13 protein-coding genes are annotated in these 17,869 nt (G+C 60.9%); 7 read left to right on the forward strand and 6 right to left on the reverse strand.

All coding sequences use genetic code 11. The annotated features are described in order from the left end of the window. The first annotated feature begins 118 nt into the window (after positions 1-118). The 5 genes from G5221_RS12285 to G5221_RS12305 all read left to right on the forward strand — a co-directional run bounded on the left by G5221_RS12285 (position 119) and on the right by G5221_RS12305 (position 8,827). Positions 119-3,178 (forward strand): beta-galactosidase, encoded by a 3,060-nt coding sequence (locus G5221_RS12285; protein WP_421263321.1) that lies wholly within the window; start codon positions 119-121, stop codon positions 3,176-3,178. Between the two features lie 276 nt (positions 3,179-3,454). Further along, complete coding sequence (gene mglB, locus G5221_RS12290) at positions 3,455-4,441, forward strand: galactose/glucose ABC transporter substrate-binding protein MglB (protein ID WP_005340747.1); 987 nt, start codon at positions 3,455-3,457, stop codon at positions 4,439-4,441. A 53-nt stretch (positions 4,442-4,494) separates the two neighbouring features. Continuing rightward, positions 4,495-6,015, forward strand: coding sequence for a galactose/methyl galactoside ABC transporter ATP-binding protein MglA (gene mglA, locus G5221_RS12295; protein ID WP_041234376.1), 1,521 nt, complete (start codon positions 4,495-4,497; stop codon positions 6,013-6,015). A 16-nt stretch (positions 6,016-6,031) separates the two neighbouring features. Beyond that, positions 6,032-7,042 (forward strand): galactose/methyl galactoside ABC transporter permease MglC, encoded by a 1,011-nt coding sequence (gene mglC / locus G5221_RS12300; RefSeq protein WP_005342585.1) that lies wholly within the window; start codon positions 6,032-6,034, stop codon positions 7,040-7,042. A gap of 51 nt (positions 7,043-7,093) precedes the next feature. Continuing rightward, positions 7,094-8,827: a methyl-accepting chemotaxis protein gene (locus G5221_RS12305; RefSeq protein ID WP_421263322.1), complete on the forward strand. Its 1,734-nt coding sequence runs from the start codon at positions 7,094-7,096 to the stop codon at positions 8,825-8,827. Between the two features lie 67 nt (positions 8,828-8,894). Here G5221_RS12305 and trmA read toward each other — a convergent pair whose 3' ends face one another. Next, positions 8,895-10,028: a tRNA (uridine(54)-C5)-methyltransferase TrmA gene (gene trmA, locus G5221_RS12310; RefSeq protein ID WP_236350598.1), complete on the reverse strand. Its 1,134-nt coding sequence runs from the start codon at positions 10,026-10,028 to the stop codon at positions 8,895-8,897. Between the two features lie 170 nt (positions 10,029-10,198). Here trmA and G5221_RS12315 point away from each other — a divergent pair, with 170 nt between their 5' ends. Next, positions 10,199-11,341, forward strand: coding sequence for a DUF5610 domain-containing protein (locus tag G5221_RS12315; protein WP_421263323.1), 1,143 nt, complete (start codon positions 10,199-10,201; stop codon positions 11,339-11,341). 90 nt (positions 11,342-11,431) lie between these two features. Then, on the forward strand, positions 11,432-11,965 hold the full coding sequence (locus G5221_RS12320; RefSeq protein ID WP_421263324.1) for an ATP--cob(I)alamin adenosyltransferase: 534 nt from the start codon (positions 11,432-11,434) through the stop codon (positions 11,963-11,965). Between the two features lie 98 nt (positions 11,966-12,063). Here the strand turns inward: G5221_RS12320 and malZ are convergent, their stop codons facing one another. The 5 genes from malZ to G5221_RS12345 all read right to left on the reverse strand — a co-directional run bounded on the left by malZ (position 12,064) and on the right by G5221_RS12345 (position 17,843). Next, positions 12,064-13,893, reverse strand: coding sequence for a maltodextrin glucosidase (gene malZ, locus G5221_RS12325; protein WP_421263325.1), 1,830 nt, complete (start codon positions 13,891-13,893; stop codon positions 12,064-12,066). Between the two features lie 5 nt (positions 13,894-13,898). Beyond that, positions 13,899-14,747 carry an HDOD domain-containing protein gene (locus G5221_RS12330; protein WP_042012349.1) on the reverse strand — a complete coding sequence of 283 codons (849 nt, stop codon included), beginning with the start codon at positions 14,745-14,747 and terminating at the stop codon, positions 13,899-13,901. Positions 14,748-14,817: 70 nt separating this feature from the next. Next, the gene (locus G5221_RS12335; protein WP_421263326.1) at positions 14,818-15,234 is read right to left on the reverse strand and encodes an META domain-containing protein; all 417 of its coding nucleotides are present in this window, start codon (positions 15,232-15,234) and stop codon (positions 14,818-14,820) included. 165 nt (positions 15,235-15,399) lie between these two features. Further along, positions 15,400-16,761, reverse strand: a complete 1,362-nt coding sequence (gene yegD, locus G5221_RS12340) for a molecular chaperone (protein ID WP_421263327.1) — start codon at positions 16,759-16,761, stop codon at positions 15,400-15,402. A gap of 92 nt (positions 16,762-16,853) precedes the next feature. Next, positions 16,854-17,843 carry a 2-hydroxyacid dehydrogenase gene (locus G5221_RS12345; protein ID WP_005340720.1) on the reverse strand — a complete coding sequence of 330 codons (990 nt, stop codon included), beginning with the start codon at positions 17,841-17,843 and terminating at the stop codon, positions 16,854-16,856. Positions 17,844-17,869 lie beyond the last annotated feature (26 nt).

The following is a 17,869-nucleotide window of genomic DNA, read 5'->3' on the forward strand; positions in this document are numbered from 1 at the left end:
CTCCGCTTTACTTAACAAAATTAGTGTAATCGTTTACATCTGTGTGAGCGAGATCGCCGTTCCCTGCGTCATACTTCTCTAGACTGAATACGTTTTTCAATCAGCAGGGAGAGAGTGAATGCTCAGGGAGATAGTGGCGCGTCAGGATTGGCAGACTCAGGCCATTACGTCGGTAAACCGTCTGGCTGCCCATACCCCCATGTTCAGCTGGCGCAGCGAAGCGGATGCCAGGGGTGATCTGGCCTCTTCCTCCCGTCTCTTGCTCGATGGCGAGTGGCGCTTCTCCTTCTTTGCCGCTCCCGAGCGGGTGCCCGAGAGTTGGCTGGCGCAGGATCTGGTGGATGCTTGCCCCATTACAGTGCCGGGCAACTGGCAGCTGGATGCCGCCTATCCGGCTGCGCGGCCGCTTACCGATGGCCCCATCTACACCAATATCAAGTACCCCTTTCCTTGCGATCCACCGCGAGTGCCAGCAGAGAACCCCACCGGTTGCTACTCCCGCGAGTTCGAACTTCCTGCCGACTGGTTGGCCAGTGGCCAGAGCCGGATCATCTTTGACGGGGTGAGTAGTGCCTTCCACCTTTTTTGCAACGGCCGCTGGGTCGGCTATTCCCAGGACAGCCGGCTGCCCGCCGAATTCGATCTGACTCCTTATCTGCAGAGCGGTCGCAACCGGTTGGCGGTGCTGGTACTGCGCTGGTCTGACGGCTCCTATCTGGAAGATCAGGATATGTGGTGGCTGTCGGGGATCTTCCGCTCCGTCACTTTGCTGCACAAACCGGCTCGTCATCTGATGGATATGCGGGTGACCCCCGAGCTGGATGCCTGCTATCGGGATGGCCGTCTCAAGATTGTCCTGCAGCTCGCCAATGGGGTTGGGCTGTCGGTGGAGGCCAATCTCTATGACGGTGGTGAGCGGGTCGCGACCCTGTGCCAGCCGATCGGCACCCAAGCCATTGATGAAAAAGGGGCGTATGACGATCGTGCCGAGTTCTGGCTCGACGTGGCTGCGCCGCGCAAGTGGAGCGCCGAGACGCCCCATCTCTATCGCCTGACCCTGACCCTGCTCGACGAGCAGGGCCGCGCCATCGAGAGCGAGGCGTGCGATGTGGGCTTTCGGGTGGTGGAGATCCGTGGTGGCCTGCTGCGGGTCAACGGTCAGCCGCTGCTTATTCGTGGTGCCAACCGTCATGAACACCATCCCGCCAAGGGTTATGCCATTGATCGCGCCACCATGGAGCGGGATCTACTGCTGATGAAGCGGCACAACTTCAATGCGGTGCGCTGTTCCCACTATCCCAACCACCCCGATTTCTATCGCCTCTGCGATCGGCTTGGCCTCTATGTGGTGGACGAGGCGAATCTGGAGACCCACGGCATGACCCCCATGGGGCGGCTGGCGCGGGATCCCGCCTGGAGCAACGCCTTTCTGGAGCGGGCGACCCGCATGGTGGCACGGGATTTCAACCACCCCTCCATCATCATCTGGTCGCTCGGCAACGAGTCGGGTTACGGCCCGGCCCACGATGCCATGTATGGCTGGATCAAGCGCAGCGACCCGAGCCGTCCGGTGCAGTACGAGGGGGGCGGGGCCGATACCCCGGCCACCGACATCATCTGCCCCATGTATGCCAGAACCCATCAGGATCAACCCTTCCCGGCGGTGCCCAAATGGGCGCTGGCCAAGTGGATCGGCCTGCCTGGCGAGCACCGGCCGCTGATCCTCTGCGAATATGCCCACGCCATGGGCAACAGTCTGGGGGGCTACGCCCACTATTGGCAGGCGTTTCGCGATCATCCACGTCTGCAAGGCGGGTTTGTCTGGGATTGGGTCGATCAGGGGCTCGACAAATACACCGCCGATGGTCGCCACTACTGGGGCTACGGCGGCGACTTCGGTGATGTGCAAAACGATCGCCAGTTCTGCTGCAACGGCCTGCTGTTCCCGGATCGCACCCCCCATCCAGCCCTGTGCGAGGCAAAGCGTGCCCAGCAGCCGTTCCGCTTCACTCTGCTTGAGCACACCCCGTTGCGGGTGCGGATCGAGAGCGAATACCTGTTCCGCTCCACCGATAACGAGCGGCTTTGCTGGCAGCTGTGCGAGAACGGCCATGTGCAGCAGCAGGGGGAGTTCTCCCTTGAGCTGGTGCCGCAAGGGGTGGTCGAGTTGACCCTGAGCGAGGCGTTGCCCACCTTTGCGGCAGGCTCACTGGCCTGGCTCGATCTGGCGATCGTTCAGCCACAGGCCACCCTCTGGTCGCAGGCGGATCACAAGGTCGCCCGTCAGCAGTTCACCCTGCCGCCCCCCCTTGCCCTGCCTGCTCCTGCCGCTGCCGCCACCCTGACCGAACAGCCGGATGGCTGGCGGATCACTGCCGCCAACAGCCAGTGGTGGCTCGACAAGCAGAGCGGCCGCATCACCAGTTGGCAAAAATCGGGGCAGGAGCAGCTGCTGGCGCCGATCATGGATCACTTCTACCGCGCGCCGCTCGACAACGACATCGGCACCAGCGAAGCGGATCACGCCGACCCCAACTCCTGGATTGCTCGCTGGCAGGCGTGTGGTCTCGGTCAGTGGCAGCACCGCTGTCTGGGGATCGCGGTCGCCGGAGGGGATATCCGGGTCAGCCATGGCTACTTCCATCACGATGAGCTGCTGCTGGTGAGTTACTGGCATCACCGCTTTACCGACGATGGCGCCATGAGCCTGGAGATAGAGACCGAGCTGGCGCAGGCGCTGCCTTCACTGCCGCGGATTGGCCTGTTGCTTCATCTGGCCGAGGTACCGGCGCGAGCCGAATGGCTGGGGCGTGGCCCGCACGAAAACTATCCGGATCGCCTGCTGGGCGCCGATCTGGGGCGCTGGAGTTTGCCGCTGGAGGCCATGCACACCCCTTATGTTTTCCCGAGTGACAACGGCTTGCGCTGCGATACCCGCCAGCTGCAGCTGGGCAGCACGACGGTGAGCGGCAGCTTCCATTTCAGTGCCAGCCGCTTCAGTCAGCAACAGCTGGCCGCCGCCCGTCACCAGAGCGATCTGGTGGCCGAAGAGGGGCTGTGGGTCTGTCTCGATGGCGCCCACATGGGGGTGGGCGGGGATGACTCCTGGAGCCAGAGCGTGCGTCCCGAGTATCAACTGCTCGAGCGTCGTTACCGTTGGGGCTGCACTCTCCGTTAAGCCAGATATTGAGGCGACTGTCGAGCCAGTGCGCCATTTTGACAACAGACCAGTAACGACTAGCCTCAATGCTGTGGGAAAGATTGAGTCTCAAATCTGATTTTTATTTATATGTATTTGAAAAATAAATATAAAGTTTCAATGTAACAGAGTGTAAACGTTTTCATTTTGTCGTCATGATCACAGAAGAAATGACAACAAACTGATTACATTGATTGGCGCTTGCTCAATTGCTCGCCACCCTACAACACAGATAGACACATCGGAGCACACATAATGAAAAAACTGACCACAGTTGCCGCCCTGCTGATGGGCATGATGGCTGGAGCCAATGCCCAGGCTGACACCCGTATCGGGGTAACCGTCTACAAGTACGACGACAACTTCATGGCGGTCGTGCGCAAGGCCATCGAGAAGGAGGCGGCAGCCACTCCGGGGGTGGAGCTGCTGATGAACGACTCCCAGAACGACCAGTCCAAGCAGAACGACCAGATCGACGTGCTGCTGGCCAAAGGGGTGAAGGCGCTGGCCATCAACCTGGTTGACCCCGCTGCGGCGCCGGTAGTGATTGAGAAAGCCCGTGGCGAAGATATCCCGGTGGTCTTCTACAACAAGGAGCCGAGCGCTACCGATCTGGCCAGCTACGACAAGGCCTACTACGTGGGCACCGACTCCAAGGAGTCAGGGATCATCCAGGGTCAGCTGATTGCCAAACACTGGAAAGCCCATCCGGAGTGGGATCTGAACAAGGATGGCGTGATCCAGTTCGTGCTGCTGAAAGGGGAACCGGGCCACCCGGATGCCGAAGCGCGCACCTCCTACGTGGTCAAGACCCTGAACGATGGCGGCGTCAAGACTGAACAACTGCACATGGATACCGGTATGTGGGATACCGCCATGGCGAAAGACAAGATGGATGCTTGGATCTCCGGCCCCAACGCCAACAAGATCGAAGTAGTCATTGCCAACAACGACGGCATGGCAATGGGTGCAGTCGAGTCACTGAAAGCCCAGGGCAAGACTGCCATTCCGGTATTCGGCGTCGATGCGTTGCCGGAAGCGCTGGCCATGGTCAAGAGCGGTGCCATGGCGGGTACCGTGCTGAACGATGCGGCCAACCAGGCCAAAGCCACCTTCGAGCTGACCAAGAACCTGGCTGAAGGCAAACCGGCCGGTGAAGGCACCAAGTGGAATATCGTCGACAAGGTAGTACGTGTTGCCTACGTCGGTGTGGATAAAGACAACCTGTCCCAATTCGAGTAATTCCCTCCTCCAGGGCAAGGGAGATCCCCTTGCCCTTTTTTCAACCAGATGTGATGGCTGATATGACAACACAGCAACAATCAGAATGGCTGTTGGAGATGATTGACGTCAGTAAGAGCTTTCCCGGCGTCAAGGCACTCGATAATGTCAATTTACGGGTCCGTCCTCATTCTGTGCATGCGTTGATGGGCGAGAACGGAGCGGGAAAATCCACACTGCTCAAGTGCCTGTTCGGCATTTACGAGAAGGATCAGGGCAAGATCTTCTTCAAGGGGCAGGAGATCAACTTCACCTCCTCCAAAGAGGCGCTGGAAAATGGCGTCTCCATGGTGCATCAGGAGCTCAACCTGGTGCTGCAGCGTACCGTGATGGACAACATGTGGCTCGGCCGCTACCCCACCAAGGGGTGGTTTATCGACCACGGCAAGATGTATGACGACACCAAGCGCATCTTCGATGAACTGGATATCGACATCGACCCCAAGGTGAAGGTCGCGACCCTGTCGGTCTCCCAGATGCAGATGATCGAGATCGCCAAGGCGTTCTCCTACGACGCCAAGATCGTCATCATGGACGAACCCACCTCCTCGCTGACCGAGAAAGAGGTGAACCACCTCTTCAAGATCATCAACAAGTTGAAGGAGAAAGGGTGCGGCATCGTCTACATCTCTCACAAGATGGAGGAGATCTTCCAGCTCTGTGACGAGATCACCATATTGCGGGATGGCCAGTGGGTGGCAACCCAGCCGCTCAAGGGCATGACCATGGATCAGATCATCGGCATGATGGTCGGCCGTGAGCTGACCCAGCGCTTCCCTGAAAAAACCAACCAGCCGAAAGAGGTGATCCTCGAGATCGAACACCTGACGGCGAAGAACCAGCCCTCCATTCAGGATGTGACCTTCAACCTGCACAAGGGGGAGATCCTCGGCATCGCCGGACTGGTGGGGGCCAAGCGCACCGACATCGTCGAGACCCTGTTCGGCATTCGTGATCGCAGTCAGGGCAGCATCAAGCTGCACGGCAAAGAGGTAGCCAACCACAACGCCCACGAAGCGATCCGCAACGGCTTTGCGCTGGTGACGGAAGAGCGCCGCTCCACCGGTATCTACTCCCGGCTCGATATCGCCTTCAACTCCCTGATCGCCAACATGGACAGCTACAAGGGCTCCATGGGGCTGCTCAGCGACAACAAGATGAAGAGCGATACCCAGTGGGTGATCGACTCCATGCGGGTCAAGACGCCGACCCAGCAGACCCAGATCGGTTCCCTCTCCGGGGGCAACCAGCAGAAGGTGATCATCGGTCGCTGGCTGCTGACCCAGCCGGAGATCCTGATGCTCGACGAGCCCACCCGCGGCATCGACGTCGGGGCCAAGTTCGAGATCTACCAGCTCATCCTGGAACTGGCGAAGAAGGATAAAGGGATCATCATCATCTCGTCAGAGATGCCGGAATTGCTGGGGATCACCGACCGCATCATGGTGATGAGCAATGGCCGGGTCGCCGGGATCGTCAATACCAAAGAAACTGACCAGAGCGAGATACTGCGCCTGGCATCTCTGTACCTCTAGAGACAGGAAGACATTTATGGAGTCGGCTAAAAATTTCAATCTGATGCAGGCGCTCAAGGAAAACGCCATCTATCTGGTGCTGCTGGTGTTGCTCATGGTCATCGTGATCCAGGAGCCCTCCTTCCTGAGCCTCACCAACTTCAGCAACATCCTGACCCAGTCCTCGGTGCGGGTCATCATAGCGCTGGGGGTGGCGGGTATCATCATCACTCAGGGGACGGATCTCTCGGCCGGTCGTCAGGTCGGTCTGGCGGCACTCATCGCGGCAACCATGTTGCAGGCGCTGACCAACGTCAACAAGGTGTTCCCGACGCTGGGGGAGGTGCCCATTCCGGCGGTGATCCTGCTGGTGTGTGTGGTGGGGGCGCTGATTGGTCTGGTCAACGGTCTGATCGTGGCCTACCTGAACGTTACCCCGTTCATTACCACTCTGGGCACCATGATCATCGTCTACGGTATCAACTCCCTCTACTTTGACTCGGTCGGGGCCTCGCCGGTGGCCGGGTTTGATCCCCGCTTCTCCAGCTTCGCGCAGGGCTTTATCCGGATAGGAGGATTCAAGCTCTCCTATCTCACCTTCTATGCGGCCATCGCCAGCGTCTTTGTCTGGGTGCTGTGGAACAAGACCCGCTTTGGCAAAAACATCTTCGCCATCGGCGGCAACCCCGAGGCGGCCAAGGTCTCCGGCGTCAACGTGGCGGTCAATCTGGTGATGATATATGCGCTGGCAGGGGTCTTCTACGCCTTCGGCGGCATGCTGGAAGCGGGCCGTATCGGTAGCGCCACCAACAACCTCGGCTTCATGTACGAGCTCGATGCCATCGCTGCGTGCGTGGTGGGCGGGGTGTCGTTTGCCGGCGGGGTGGGAACGGTCGCGGGTGTGATCACCGGCGTACTTATCTTCACCCTGATCAACTATGGTTTGACCTATATCGGGGTCAGCCCTTACTGGCAGTTCATCATCAAGGGCGGCATCATCATTCTGGCGGTGGCATTGGACTCCATGAAGTACGCCAAGAAGAAATAACGATTGGCAGAGAGGGTTGGTGTTGCCAGCCCTCTCTTCTGGAGGGAACCCATGCCATTCAAGGTCAAGATTTACCTCTTGCTGCTACTGGCCATTCTGGTCACCATCGGCACCGCCGGGCTCAGCGTCAACCACTTCATCAGTGGCTACATTCGCACTCAGGCCACCCACAACATCAACGAGCAGATCACTCTGGTCAAAGAGAAGCTGGCCAGCGACATCAATCAGAAGATCCTGTTGGCCGCCAACCTCAACTTCGGGGTGACCAACGTCAAGAAGACCCTGCAAGAGACCGGCTTTCACAACATCGTCAAGGTGATCGGCGACATGGCATTCGACGTGAGCGGTGTCATCAACGACAGCGCCAAAGTCGATGCCCTGCGCAAGCTGATCCCCGCCGCCAATAACCAGATCACCGTCAGCCCGCTGCAACAGGTGGATGGCAAGCCGGTCATCACCATTCTGGTGCCGCGCGGTGCCGATTCCGCCTATCTCTACTACCTCGACATGAGCGAGTTCAAAAGCCTGCTGGAGAAGATGAGTGGCGATGGCCGCTACTTCTCGCTGGCCGACAGTCAGGGCAACAGCCTCTATGACAGCAAGCCGCAGGGGGAGAGTGAAGCACGCCCCAACCAGCTGGATATCCGCGGCAGCAGCTGGACGCTGACCGGCTATATCGACCTCGATTACATCCGGGCCATGACCCGGGCCCTCAACGGCCAGATCATCATGGCACTGTGCGGCGTGGCGATCGTGGTGATGGTGCTGGCGATGCTGGCGCTCAACGTGGCCTATCGCCCCATCCTCTCGCTGCGGGATCTGGTGCTGGAGCTCTCCCGCGGCAGCGGCGATCTCACCCGCCGACTGGCGGTGACCAGCAAGGATGACCTTGGCCAGATCTCGGCCGGCATCAACCGATTTATCGAGCGGTTGCAGGAGATGATGGGGGAGGTGCGGCAGGCGAGCGGCCAGCTCAACAGCGGTATCGAGGGGTTGGCCAGCCAGACCGGCGCCGCCCAGTCCCTGTTGGCGGACCACGTGCGTGAGACCGAGCAGGTGGTGACCGCCATCAACGAGATGAGCCGCACCGCGGTCTCCGTCTCCGAGAGTGCGGCCAGCACCGCCCAGCTCACCGGCCAGAGCCAGCAGCTGGCGAGTCAGTCCCGTCAGGTGGTGGATCAGGCGATGGCCAGCGTGATGGCGCTGGTGGACGAAGTGGAAGCCACTGCCCGCTCCATCGAGGCGATGCAGCAGGATGTGCAGCAGATTGGCTCTGTGCTGGGGGTGATCGGCAGCATTGCCGAACAGACCAACCTGCTGGCCCTCAACGCCGCCATCGAGGCGGCCCGCGCTGGTGAACAGGGGCGCGGTTTTGCGGTGGTGGCGGACGAGGTGCGTTCCCTCGCGGCCCGTACCCAGCAGAGCACAGCCGAGATCCAGACCATGCTGGCCAGTCTGCAGCGGGGCACCCGAACTGTGGTGGATGCCATGGGCAACACCAAGCAGAGCTGTCAGGGGGCGGCCGAGAACACGACCAGGGTCAACGAGTCGCTGGATCTGATGGCAGGGGAAGTGGTGGAGATCAACGATCTCATCAGCCATATCGCCACGGCGGCGGAGCAGCAGAGTGCGGTGGCCGAAGAGATCAACCGCAACATGAGCGCCATCGCCGAGGTGATCCGCCTGCTGACCCACAATGGCGAAGCGACGGTTGCCAGCTCCGCGGCGATGCAACAGACCTACGACCGGCTGCGGGAGATCGTGGGTCACTTCCGGCTGGAGTGAGGCCGGTGTTCAGTCAATAACAAAACAGGGCCATCCGGCCCTGTTGTTGTTTTCCTGTCTGCCTGAATCAACCGGCCTTGCGGCGCAGATAGACCCCGGCCTCCATGTGATGGGTCCAGGGGAACTGGTCGAACAGGGCGAAACGGGCGATCTCGTGGGTTTCGCCCAGCACGGCCATGTTGGCCTGCAGTGTCTCGGGGTTGCAGGAGATGTAGAGGATGTTGTCGTACTCCTGCACCAGTTTGACGGTGGCATCGTCGAGACCGGCACGGGGCGGGTCGACGAAGATGGTGTTGCACTGGTAGCTCTTGAGATCGATCCCCTTGAGGCGGTTGAACTCCCGTTCACCACGCATCGCCATGGTGAACTCCTCGGCCGACATACGCAGGATGATCAGGTTGTCGACGCCGTTGGCGGCGATGTTGAACTGGGCGGAGTCGACGCTCGGCTTGGCGATCTCGGTGGCCAGCACCTTGCGGAAGTTCTGCGCCAGCGCGATGGAGAAGTTGCCGTTGCCGCAATAGAGCTCCAGCAGGTCCCCTTCGCTCCCCTTGGTCACATCCAGCGCCCAGGCCAGCATCTGCTCGTTGATGGCGGCGTTGGGCTGGGTGAAGCTGTTCTCCACCTGCTTGTAGATGAGCTGGCGACCCGCCACGTTGAGCTGTTCGATGACGAAGTCATCCCCCAGACAGATCTTCTGCTTGTGGGCGCGGCCAATCAATTGCAGCTCGAACCCCTTGGCGCGCAGATCGGCCTGCAGCACTTCGGCGGCTTGTTGCCATTCGGCCTCCAGCTTGCGGTGATAGAGCAGGCTGACGATGATCTGGCCGGACTGGGTGGAGAGGTAGTCGATCTGGAACAGCTTGCGGCGCAGCACCGGGTGTGGGCGCAGCCCCTCCAGCAGCAGCGGCATCAACTGGTTGATGAGGCGGCTGGCGGTAGGGAAGTGGTCTATCTTGATGATCTCTTTGGTCGCCGGGGCATACATGCAGTGGAAGAGGTCATCCCCTTCGTGCCAGATGCGAAATTCGGCGCGCATCCGGTAGTACTCCGCCGGCGAGCTGTGCACTTCCAGCGCCGGGAGGGTGAAGCCGGCAAACAGCTCGGTGAGGCGAGCGCGCTTTTCGTCGAGTTGGGCCTGATAGTCGGCCGCGGTTCTAGGCGCCGGAGCGTTCGCGGAAGGCTGTTGGGATTGGGTCATAAATACCTCACATGCACACCGGCCGGGCCGGGTCGAAATCGGGGGAAGGCAACAGGCCACCCAAAGGGGCCCGATTTTAAAAGCCAGCCGCAGATTGTCCAGCATTTTGTGGTCAAGAAGTGTTCAGTCAGGCCGATAGCTGATCTACAGGCATGGTGGGAGGACACATTATGCAGATCGAAGGCGTGGGCGCAGCCCAACCCAAGGGAGTGGGTGTTTCTCCCAAATCGCCCCAACAGGCGGAGCAGAAACAGGTCAAGAGCGAGGAGGAGGTCTCCTTGCACAAGCCGCCCAAGTGGGCGCAGGTGCTGATCCAGCAGGCATTGCAGTTCTCGCTGGAGATCAACGGCCAGGGCTATCAGGCGCCGAAGGTGAAAGAGCCCGAGGAGATCACCCCGGAGACCCTGTTCGACTTCCAGTCGGTGGCGGACAACGTGCTGCAGTTCGTGACCGGGCGACTCGGTGCCGCGCGGGCCGATGGCAAATCCGACGACGACCTGACCGGGATGATGGAGCAGGCCCGCAAGGGGATCGACAAGGGCTTTGACGAGGCGAAGAAGCAGCTCGGCAAGTGGGCGACTGACAACGAGGATATCAAAACTGGTATCGATCAGAGCTACAAGCTGATCCAGAAAGGGCTCGAGGAGTTCGAGAAGGAGTTCTTCGGCAAGGTCTCCCCGACCGACATGGGGCAGGCCGAGATGGCCAGTCGCCAGCAGGGTTATCTGGAGATCCAGACCAAGGATGGCGACAAGGTAGTGCTGCGATTCAACGACAGCTGGCAGACCAAGTCCCAGAAGGATGAGAGCGGTAGTCAGTTCAGCCTCAAGTCGAGCCAGAGCTTCAGTTTCTCGCTGGAGGGGGATCTCAGCAGTGAGGAGATGGAGTCCATCGGCAAGCTGGTCAAGGGAATCGACGAGCTGGCGGGGAGCTTCTTCTCCGGCAACTTCGAGGATCTGCTGGATAAGGCGAACGAACTGAAACTGGACGACAGTCAGCTGGCCTCCTACTCCCTCAAGCTCAAGCAGAGCGTCAAGCTGAGTCAGACCTATCAGGGAGCGCACTCCCTGCAGGATCTGCTCAAGCCATTTGCCGACTACCTGCCCAAGCTGGAGCAGGTGCAGAAACAGGCAGATACCCTGCTGCCACCATCCCAGCAACAGGCGCTGACCCCGGCCGTGCTGGCGGCGAGAGGGGAAGGGGAACCGGCACAGGTCGATCGCTTTACCAGCTTCAACCAGCGGATGCTGGAGGCGCTGCGGATGATCGGCCAGTTCCAGCCCTCCACCGAGCCCGCCGGCAGGAGCGTCTGAGCCGCCAGCGCGCAGCCCAAGCCATAACCTGCCGTTTGCCAGCTCCTGTGGGGGCTGGCAAACTGGCCTTTTTTCCAATTCGGTTGCCCCATGAACCCCAAGAAGCCAAGAGACAAGCGCGAGCTCTGCTACCCCTTTATCTTCGAAACCTCGCTCAAATGTGATTTTGAAATCGCCACCGATGAGCTCTGCTGTCAGGTCGGGGCCGTGCTGTCATACCTTGCGCCGGATGCGGATACCCGGCCCGTGATGGCGGATCTCGCGGCGCTGCAGCGGCTTATCTACAACCTCAACGGCTCGGTGCGCGGCAAGCTGGGGATCTTCGATGCAGACCTTGAGTGGCTCAAGGCCCGTTACGACCACTACAACGAGGCGAGTCGCGGCAGCGTCACAGGTTTTGTGCTGCCACAGGGGCCGCAGCCCATTCCCACCCTCCATCTGTGCCGCTGCGGCAGCAAGAAGGTGGTACGGCTGCTGGTGCGGCTGGAAGAGAGCGAGGTGGTCTTCGATCCCATTATCTATCGCTTCGCCAACCTGCTGGCCAACTTCTTCTTCGTGCTCACCGTCTACCTCAAGCAGTGCTGGCAGGTGCCGGAAGTACCCTACGTCAGCATCAACTACTGATGGTGGCTGGCTAAGGGCCAGACGTCATGGTGGATTGAACGGAATAAACAACCGGAGCCTTGGGCTCCGGTTTTGTTTTCAGCGCGTAAGTTGCTCGCTCAGCTGGAGATCAGCACCCGGGCCGAGTTGGCGGGGATGGTGAGCTGCACCTCGCCCTGCACCACTTCAAACTTCTCGCCGTTGAAGGCATCGGTGAAACGGCTGGCGGGGCTGGCGGTCTGCCACAGGGGCAGGCTGATGGTGCGCGGCTCGCTCGGGTGGCGGTTGCAGGCCACCACCACCTGATCGCTTTGCAGGGTACGGGCGAACACATAGCTGTGGGGCCCGGCGTAGAGGGTCTGGATATCGCCACGGCGCAGGGAGGGGCGCTGGCGGCGGATCTGGATCAGCCGACGATAGTGGTCGTGCAGCACATGATCCCAGTCTGTGGTCTCCCACGGGAAGCAGCGGCGGCAGTCCGGGTCGTTGCCGCCGGAGAGCCCCACTTCATCGCCGTAGTAGATGGACGGCACACCGATATAGGTGAGCAGCAGGGTGGCGGCCAGCTGCATCCGCTGCTTGTCTTCACCCAGCAGGTGGAGGAAGCGGGCGGTATCGTGGCTGTCCAGCAGGTTGAACTGGGCCAGCTGGTTCTTGAACGGGATATGGGCCCGCGCCAGCTTGAGCCAGCGATCCAGCTCTTCGGCGCTGATCTTGATGGGGTGGTAGGCGATGTCCTGCCCCGCCAGGAAGGCGCGGACCGGGTGGGCGAAGCCATAGTAGTTCATGGCGCCATCCTCCTGATCCCCTTGCAGCCACTGGCTCGCCTCGAAGAAGTGTTCGCCGAGCACATAGGCGTCCGGGTTCTCCTGCTTCACTGCCCCGCGAATGGCGCGCACGTGACTGCGATTGCCCTCGGCGGTGCCGCGCTCGCCCAGCATGTGGATGACGTCGAAGCGCCAGCCGTCGATCTGGTAGGGGGCACGCATCCAGTAGCGCAGGATGGCGTCATCGGCGCGATAGACGGCGTCCTGCACCTTCTCGCAGGAGAAGTCGAGCTTGGGCAGGCTGCGAATGCCCTTCCAGCTGACGTAATCCCCTTCTTGGTCAAAGGTGTAGAAGCTGCGCCACGGGGAGTCCGGGTTGCTCTGGGCTCCCAGTGGCGGGCAGAACCAGGGGTGCTCGGTAGAGGTGTGGTTTACCACCGCATCGAGGATGATCTTCATGCCGCGCTGGTGCAGGTTGCGGGTCAGCTCGGCGAACTGCTCGTTGCTGCCGAGGTGGGCATCCACCTTGAAGTAGTCCTGGGTGTCGTACTTGTGGTTGCTCGGTGAATCGAAGATGGGGTTGAGGTAGAGCGCCGTCACTCCGAGAGATTGCAGATAGTGCAGCTTGGCATCGATGCCCGCCAGATCGCCGCCGTAAAATTCGCAGGCGCCGTGGCCCTCTTCATGACGACTGACCGGCTCACCCCACGCTTTGCTGATCACCGCCTTGCCACGGTACTCGTACTCGTGATGCTTGACGCTCAGCGACGGATCGCCGTTGCAGAAGCGGTCGGGGAAAATCTGATAGAACACCTGATCCTGCACCCAGGCCGGTGGCTGGTGCAGGCTGTTGAAGCGAAAATGTTGCTCCCGTGGCGGCATGGACGCGCTGACGCCCGCCCCGTGCAGCCACCACTGCTCCTCGTCGGTGAGGCACTTGAAGCTGTAGAGGTGGATATCCTGTCCCTTGATGAGCGGCAGTGTCGCCTGCCACACCTGCAGCCGATCGCGGGTGGAGACTGCCGTCATCGGGATCAGGTACTCCTCGTTATCCGGCTCGTGGCGCAGCCACACCTCGCGGATCGGCGCATCCAGCTCGCTAAAGAGGGTCAATTGCAGTGCGTCGGCGCTCTCTTTGAACCAGGGCGCCACCTGGGGATGAAACAGAAACGGATGTGTCATGATGCTTATTGAGTCAGAAGATCGGCGAGGGCATTACCCTGTTCATGCAGTGTTTCGAGCTGACCTGCCAGCGACTTGGGATCCAGTCCCAACTGGTCGGCGAGCGGTTTGGGGAAGCGGGCGATGATGGCCTGGGCAGGCACGCCCGCGTTCCAGGCGAAGGAGATAAACACGGCGAGGCGGATCAGCACCGCCTCCTTGCTGACCGGATCGTGGGAGAGCGGGTCAAGCTGTTGGGAGATGGCATCGACGAAGGCCTCGGAGAGGTTCCAGCGCCGCGCCAGCTCGGCACCGAGCTGGGCGTAGTCGTAACCCAGCATCTCCCGCTGTGCCTCGACCCGGCTGCTCCCCTTCTGGATCGCCAGATTGATGAGCTCCGCCTCTTCCGGCAAGGTACTCTGGATCAGTAGTTCGCCGATGTTGTGGATAAGAGCACAGGTGAAGGCGGTCTCGGGGTCGAGCACCTTGGCCTCCTGCGCCAGGGTCCGGGCTATGGTGGCGACCTGGAAGGTCTCGGTCCAGAACTTGTTCTTGTCGAAGCTGGGCGGGGCCTTGAAGGTGCCGATGATGCCGGAGGCGACCACCACGGAGCGCAGTCGGTTGAAGCCGAGGCGGATCACCGCCTGTTCGATGGAGGTCACTTCGTTGCCACGGCGCAGGGCGGCCGAGTTGGCCATCTTTAGCACCTTGACGCTGATCACCTGGTCCATGGCGATCTTGGCCGCAATCTGGTCGATGCGGGCATTCTCGTCGTTGAAGCTCTGCATCAACTCGTGCAGCAGCTTGGGAATAGTGGGGAGTTGTTTGATCTTGTCAAACAGGCGATCCATCGACATGGCTGAGGCAGCCTCCATTGCGAACTCTGCCTCATATTGTGCCACAGCCGGACAACATGTTCCTGTTTGTGATGCGGCTTTGTGAGCGCTAGAACACCCAGTCGCGCAAGGTGTATTCCAAACGGTGCCGTTTGCCCTGCAGGATCAGGCTCTGGCTGGTGCCGCTCAAGGTCGCCCCCTCGGTCAGGGTGGTCAGCACGGCCTGTTCTATGGCGTCCAGCGGCGGCATGCAGGCCATTTCGGTACTGCCCAGACTGGTGACCCACAGTTTGTCATCTTCCAGATGGCCCTGACCGAAGTAGCGGTTGCAACCGGCGATGCCGTTGACGGTGAAGTGCTCGCCGATCTCGAAATCGGGGGGATTGTCGCAGGGGGCCTCGATCGGTTCGCCATCCAGTTTGCTCAGTACCCAGTGGTGGTGTTGCAGATCTTGCTGAACAAAGGCGGTCGAGCTGCAGCCAGCGAGCAGTAACAGGGGGATCAGCAAAAAGGGCAATCTGGGCATGAGGGGGCTCCGGTTGGGGGAGCGTCAAGAATACCCTTTTTGGGCAGTCGGGAGCAGGGCGGGAGAGGGGACGACCGACCGCTTCTGTCGCCCCTTGTCCCGCACGACTGTCGCTTAATGGCAACACACGGGTGATGTTGCCATCGATTTACGCTATCTCAGGGCTCAGTTGGCGAACAGCCGCTCGGCATAACGGGCAAGACCGGCGGCCACCGAGCCGAAGTCATCGCCACCCTCAAGCGGGATGGAGGGGAGCTTCTGGCGGATAAAGCTGGCGATCAGCGGCGAGCGGGCGCTACCACCGGTGACGAAGATGCGATCCGGCTGCACACCGGCAGCGGCAATCGCTTCGTCCATCAGCTCGCCAATCTTCTCCAGCAGCAGGGTCGAGGCGTTGGCCAGCTGTTCGCGGGTCAGTTCCGCTTCCAGCCCTTTTTCCAGCTCGGCCAGCGACTGGCGATTGAGCTCCTGCTCCGAGAGGGCGATCTTGCCCTGCTCGGCACGCCACACCAGCTGGTGGCTCAGCTTGTGGGCCCGCAGGCTGGCCAGACGACCCAGCTTGCTGCCGGGTTGGCTGTCGAGCTGCAGATCCTGCAGCTGGCGGGCGGTGTCGAGGCTGTAGAAACGGCTCTGGGCACTGACGTCGTTGATGGCGGCCGCATCCCAGAACAGCGGGTGGGGCAGCGGCTTGCCGGTCTTGAGGGTCTCGTGCATGCCGAGCAGCGGCATCATCCCCTCCACCGTCAGGCGGATATCGAAGTCGTTGCCGCCGATCCGCTGGCCGCTGTGGCCGAGCAGATCGCCGCTGCGATCCAGCTGATCGCGGTAGCTGGGGCCCATCCGCAGCATGGAGCAGTCGGTGGTACCGCCGCCGATATCCACCACCAGTACCACGGCGTCTTCGGTGAGGCGCGCCTCGAATTCAAACCCGGCGGCCACCGGTTCATAGAGGAACTCCACCTGCTCGAAACCGGCCAGACGGGCTGCCTCGGTCAGGATGGCGATAGCTTGCTGGTTACTCTCTTCCCCCGCCAGCCCCTGGAAGTTGACCGGACGGCCGATCACCGCCTGGCGGATCGGGGCACCGAGCTGTTGTTCCGCCTGCTGGCGGACATGGAGCATCATGGCGCAGACGATATCTTCAAACAGGGCGATCTGGGGAGCCTTGAGGCCATAGGCGCCGAGGAAGGATTTCGGTGACTTGATGTAGTAGCCGTCGTCCGGCTCTTCCAGATAGCGTTCCAGCGCGGCACCGCCAAAGCTCAGCTCGTCGATCAGTCCCTCTTCGCGCATCTGGCGGCGAACCATCTGGGCGCGGATGACCACGGGGCCACGCAGCTTGAGGTATTCCGCCTGCTGGGCGGGGGCCAGCCCTTCGGCCAACAGACCGGCGATAGCATCCCGGTGGGGAGCATGCAGGGTGGAGGGGAGGTAGCGGGATGCACCAAGATTCAGCAGCCTGGGGCTACCTTGTTCCATCACGGCCACGGCACAGTTGGAGGTGCCGTAATCAAATCCGATAAACATGGGCGCCAGACTCCTGAATAAAAAAGGGGGGCTAGCCTACCCGAAGGCGCCGGGTCTCACAACCCGGCGCGTGACGAAGAGAGGGCGAGCCCTTATTCCACTTCGTTGTCGCAGCGGCCCTGGCTCTCGATGGCACGGATATTACCGAGGGTGGTATCGGCGATGGCGTGCAGCGCCTCGCGGGTCAGGAACGCCTGATGGCCGGTGAACAGCACGTTGTGGCAGGCTGACAGGCGGCGGAACACGTCATCGGTGATCACTTCGTTGGACTTGTCGGAGAAGAAGAGATCCTCTTCCTCTTCGTAGACATCCAGCCCCAGTGCGCCGATACGGGAGGTCTTGAGTGCCTCGATGGCGGCGTTGGAGTCGAGCAGGCCGCCACGGCTGGTGTTGATGATCATCACCCCGTCCTTCATCTTGGCAAATGCCTCCTTGTTCAACAGGTGGTAGTTCTCTTTGAACAGCGGGCAGTGCAGGCTGATGATATCGGATTGGCGGAACAGGGTATCGAGATCCACGTACTCGGCCCCCAGCTCGATGGCTGCCGGATTCTGGTAAGGATCGTTCACCAGCAGGCGAACCCCGAAGCCCTTGAGGATGCGCAGGGCGGCCAGACCGATCTTGCCGGTACCGATGACGCCAACGGTCTTGCCATGCATGTTGAAGCCGACCAGCCCTTCCAGCGAGAAGTTGGCGTCGCGGGTGCGCTGATAAGCCTTATGGATGCGGCGGTTGAGGCACATCATCATGCCGACGGCGTGTTCTGCGGTCGCCTCGGGGGAGTAGGCGGGCACTCGCACTACTTTCAGCCCCAGCTCTTTGGCAGCGGCCAGATCCACGTTGTTGTAACCGGCGCAGCGCAGGGCAATCACCTGGGTGCCGTTGGCAGCCAGTTCGGTCAATACCTCGCGGTCGGCATCGTCATTGACGAACAGACACACCACCGGGAAGCCGTGAGCCAGTCGGGCCGTTTTGGCCTCCAGCCGCACATCGAAAAACTCCAGGTCGAAGCCGTACTGGCTGTTGGCCTGGTTGAAATGCTCTTTGTCATAGCTCTTGGTACTGAATACGGCGACTTTCATGGTATGTGCTCCGCAGCGTGTGTGTC

It is taken from the genome of Aeromonas sp. 602200, assembly GCF_049173895.1.
GTDB lineage: Bacteria > Pseudomonadota > Gammaproteobacteria > Enterobacterales > Aeromonadaceae > Aeromonas > Aeromonas veronii_A.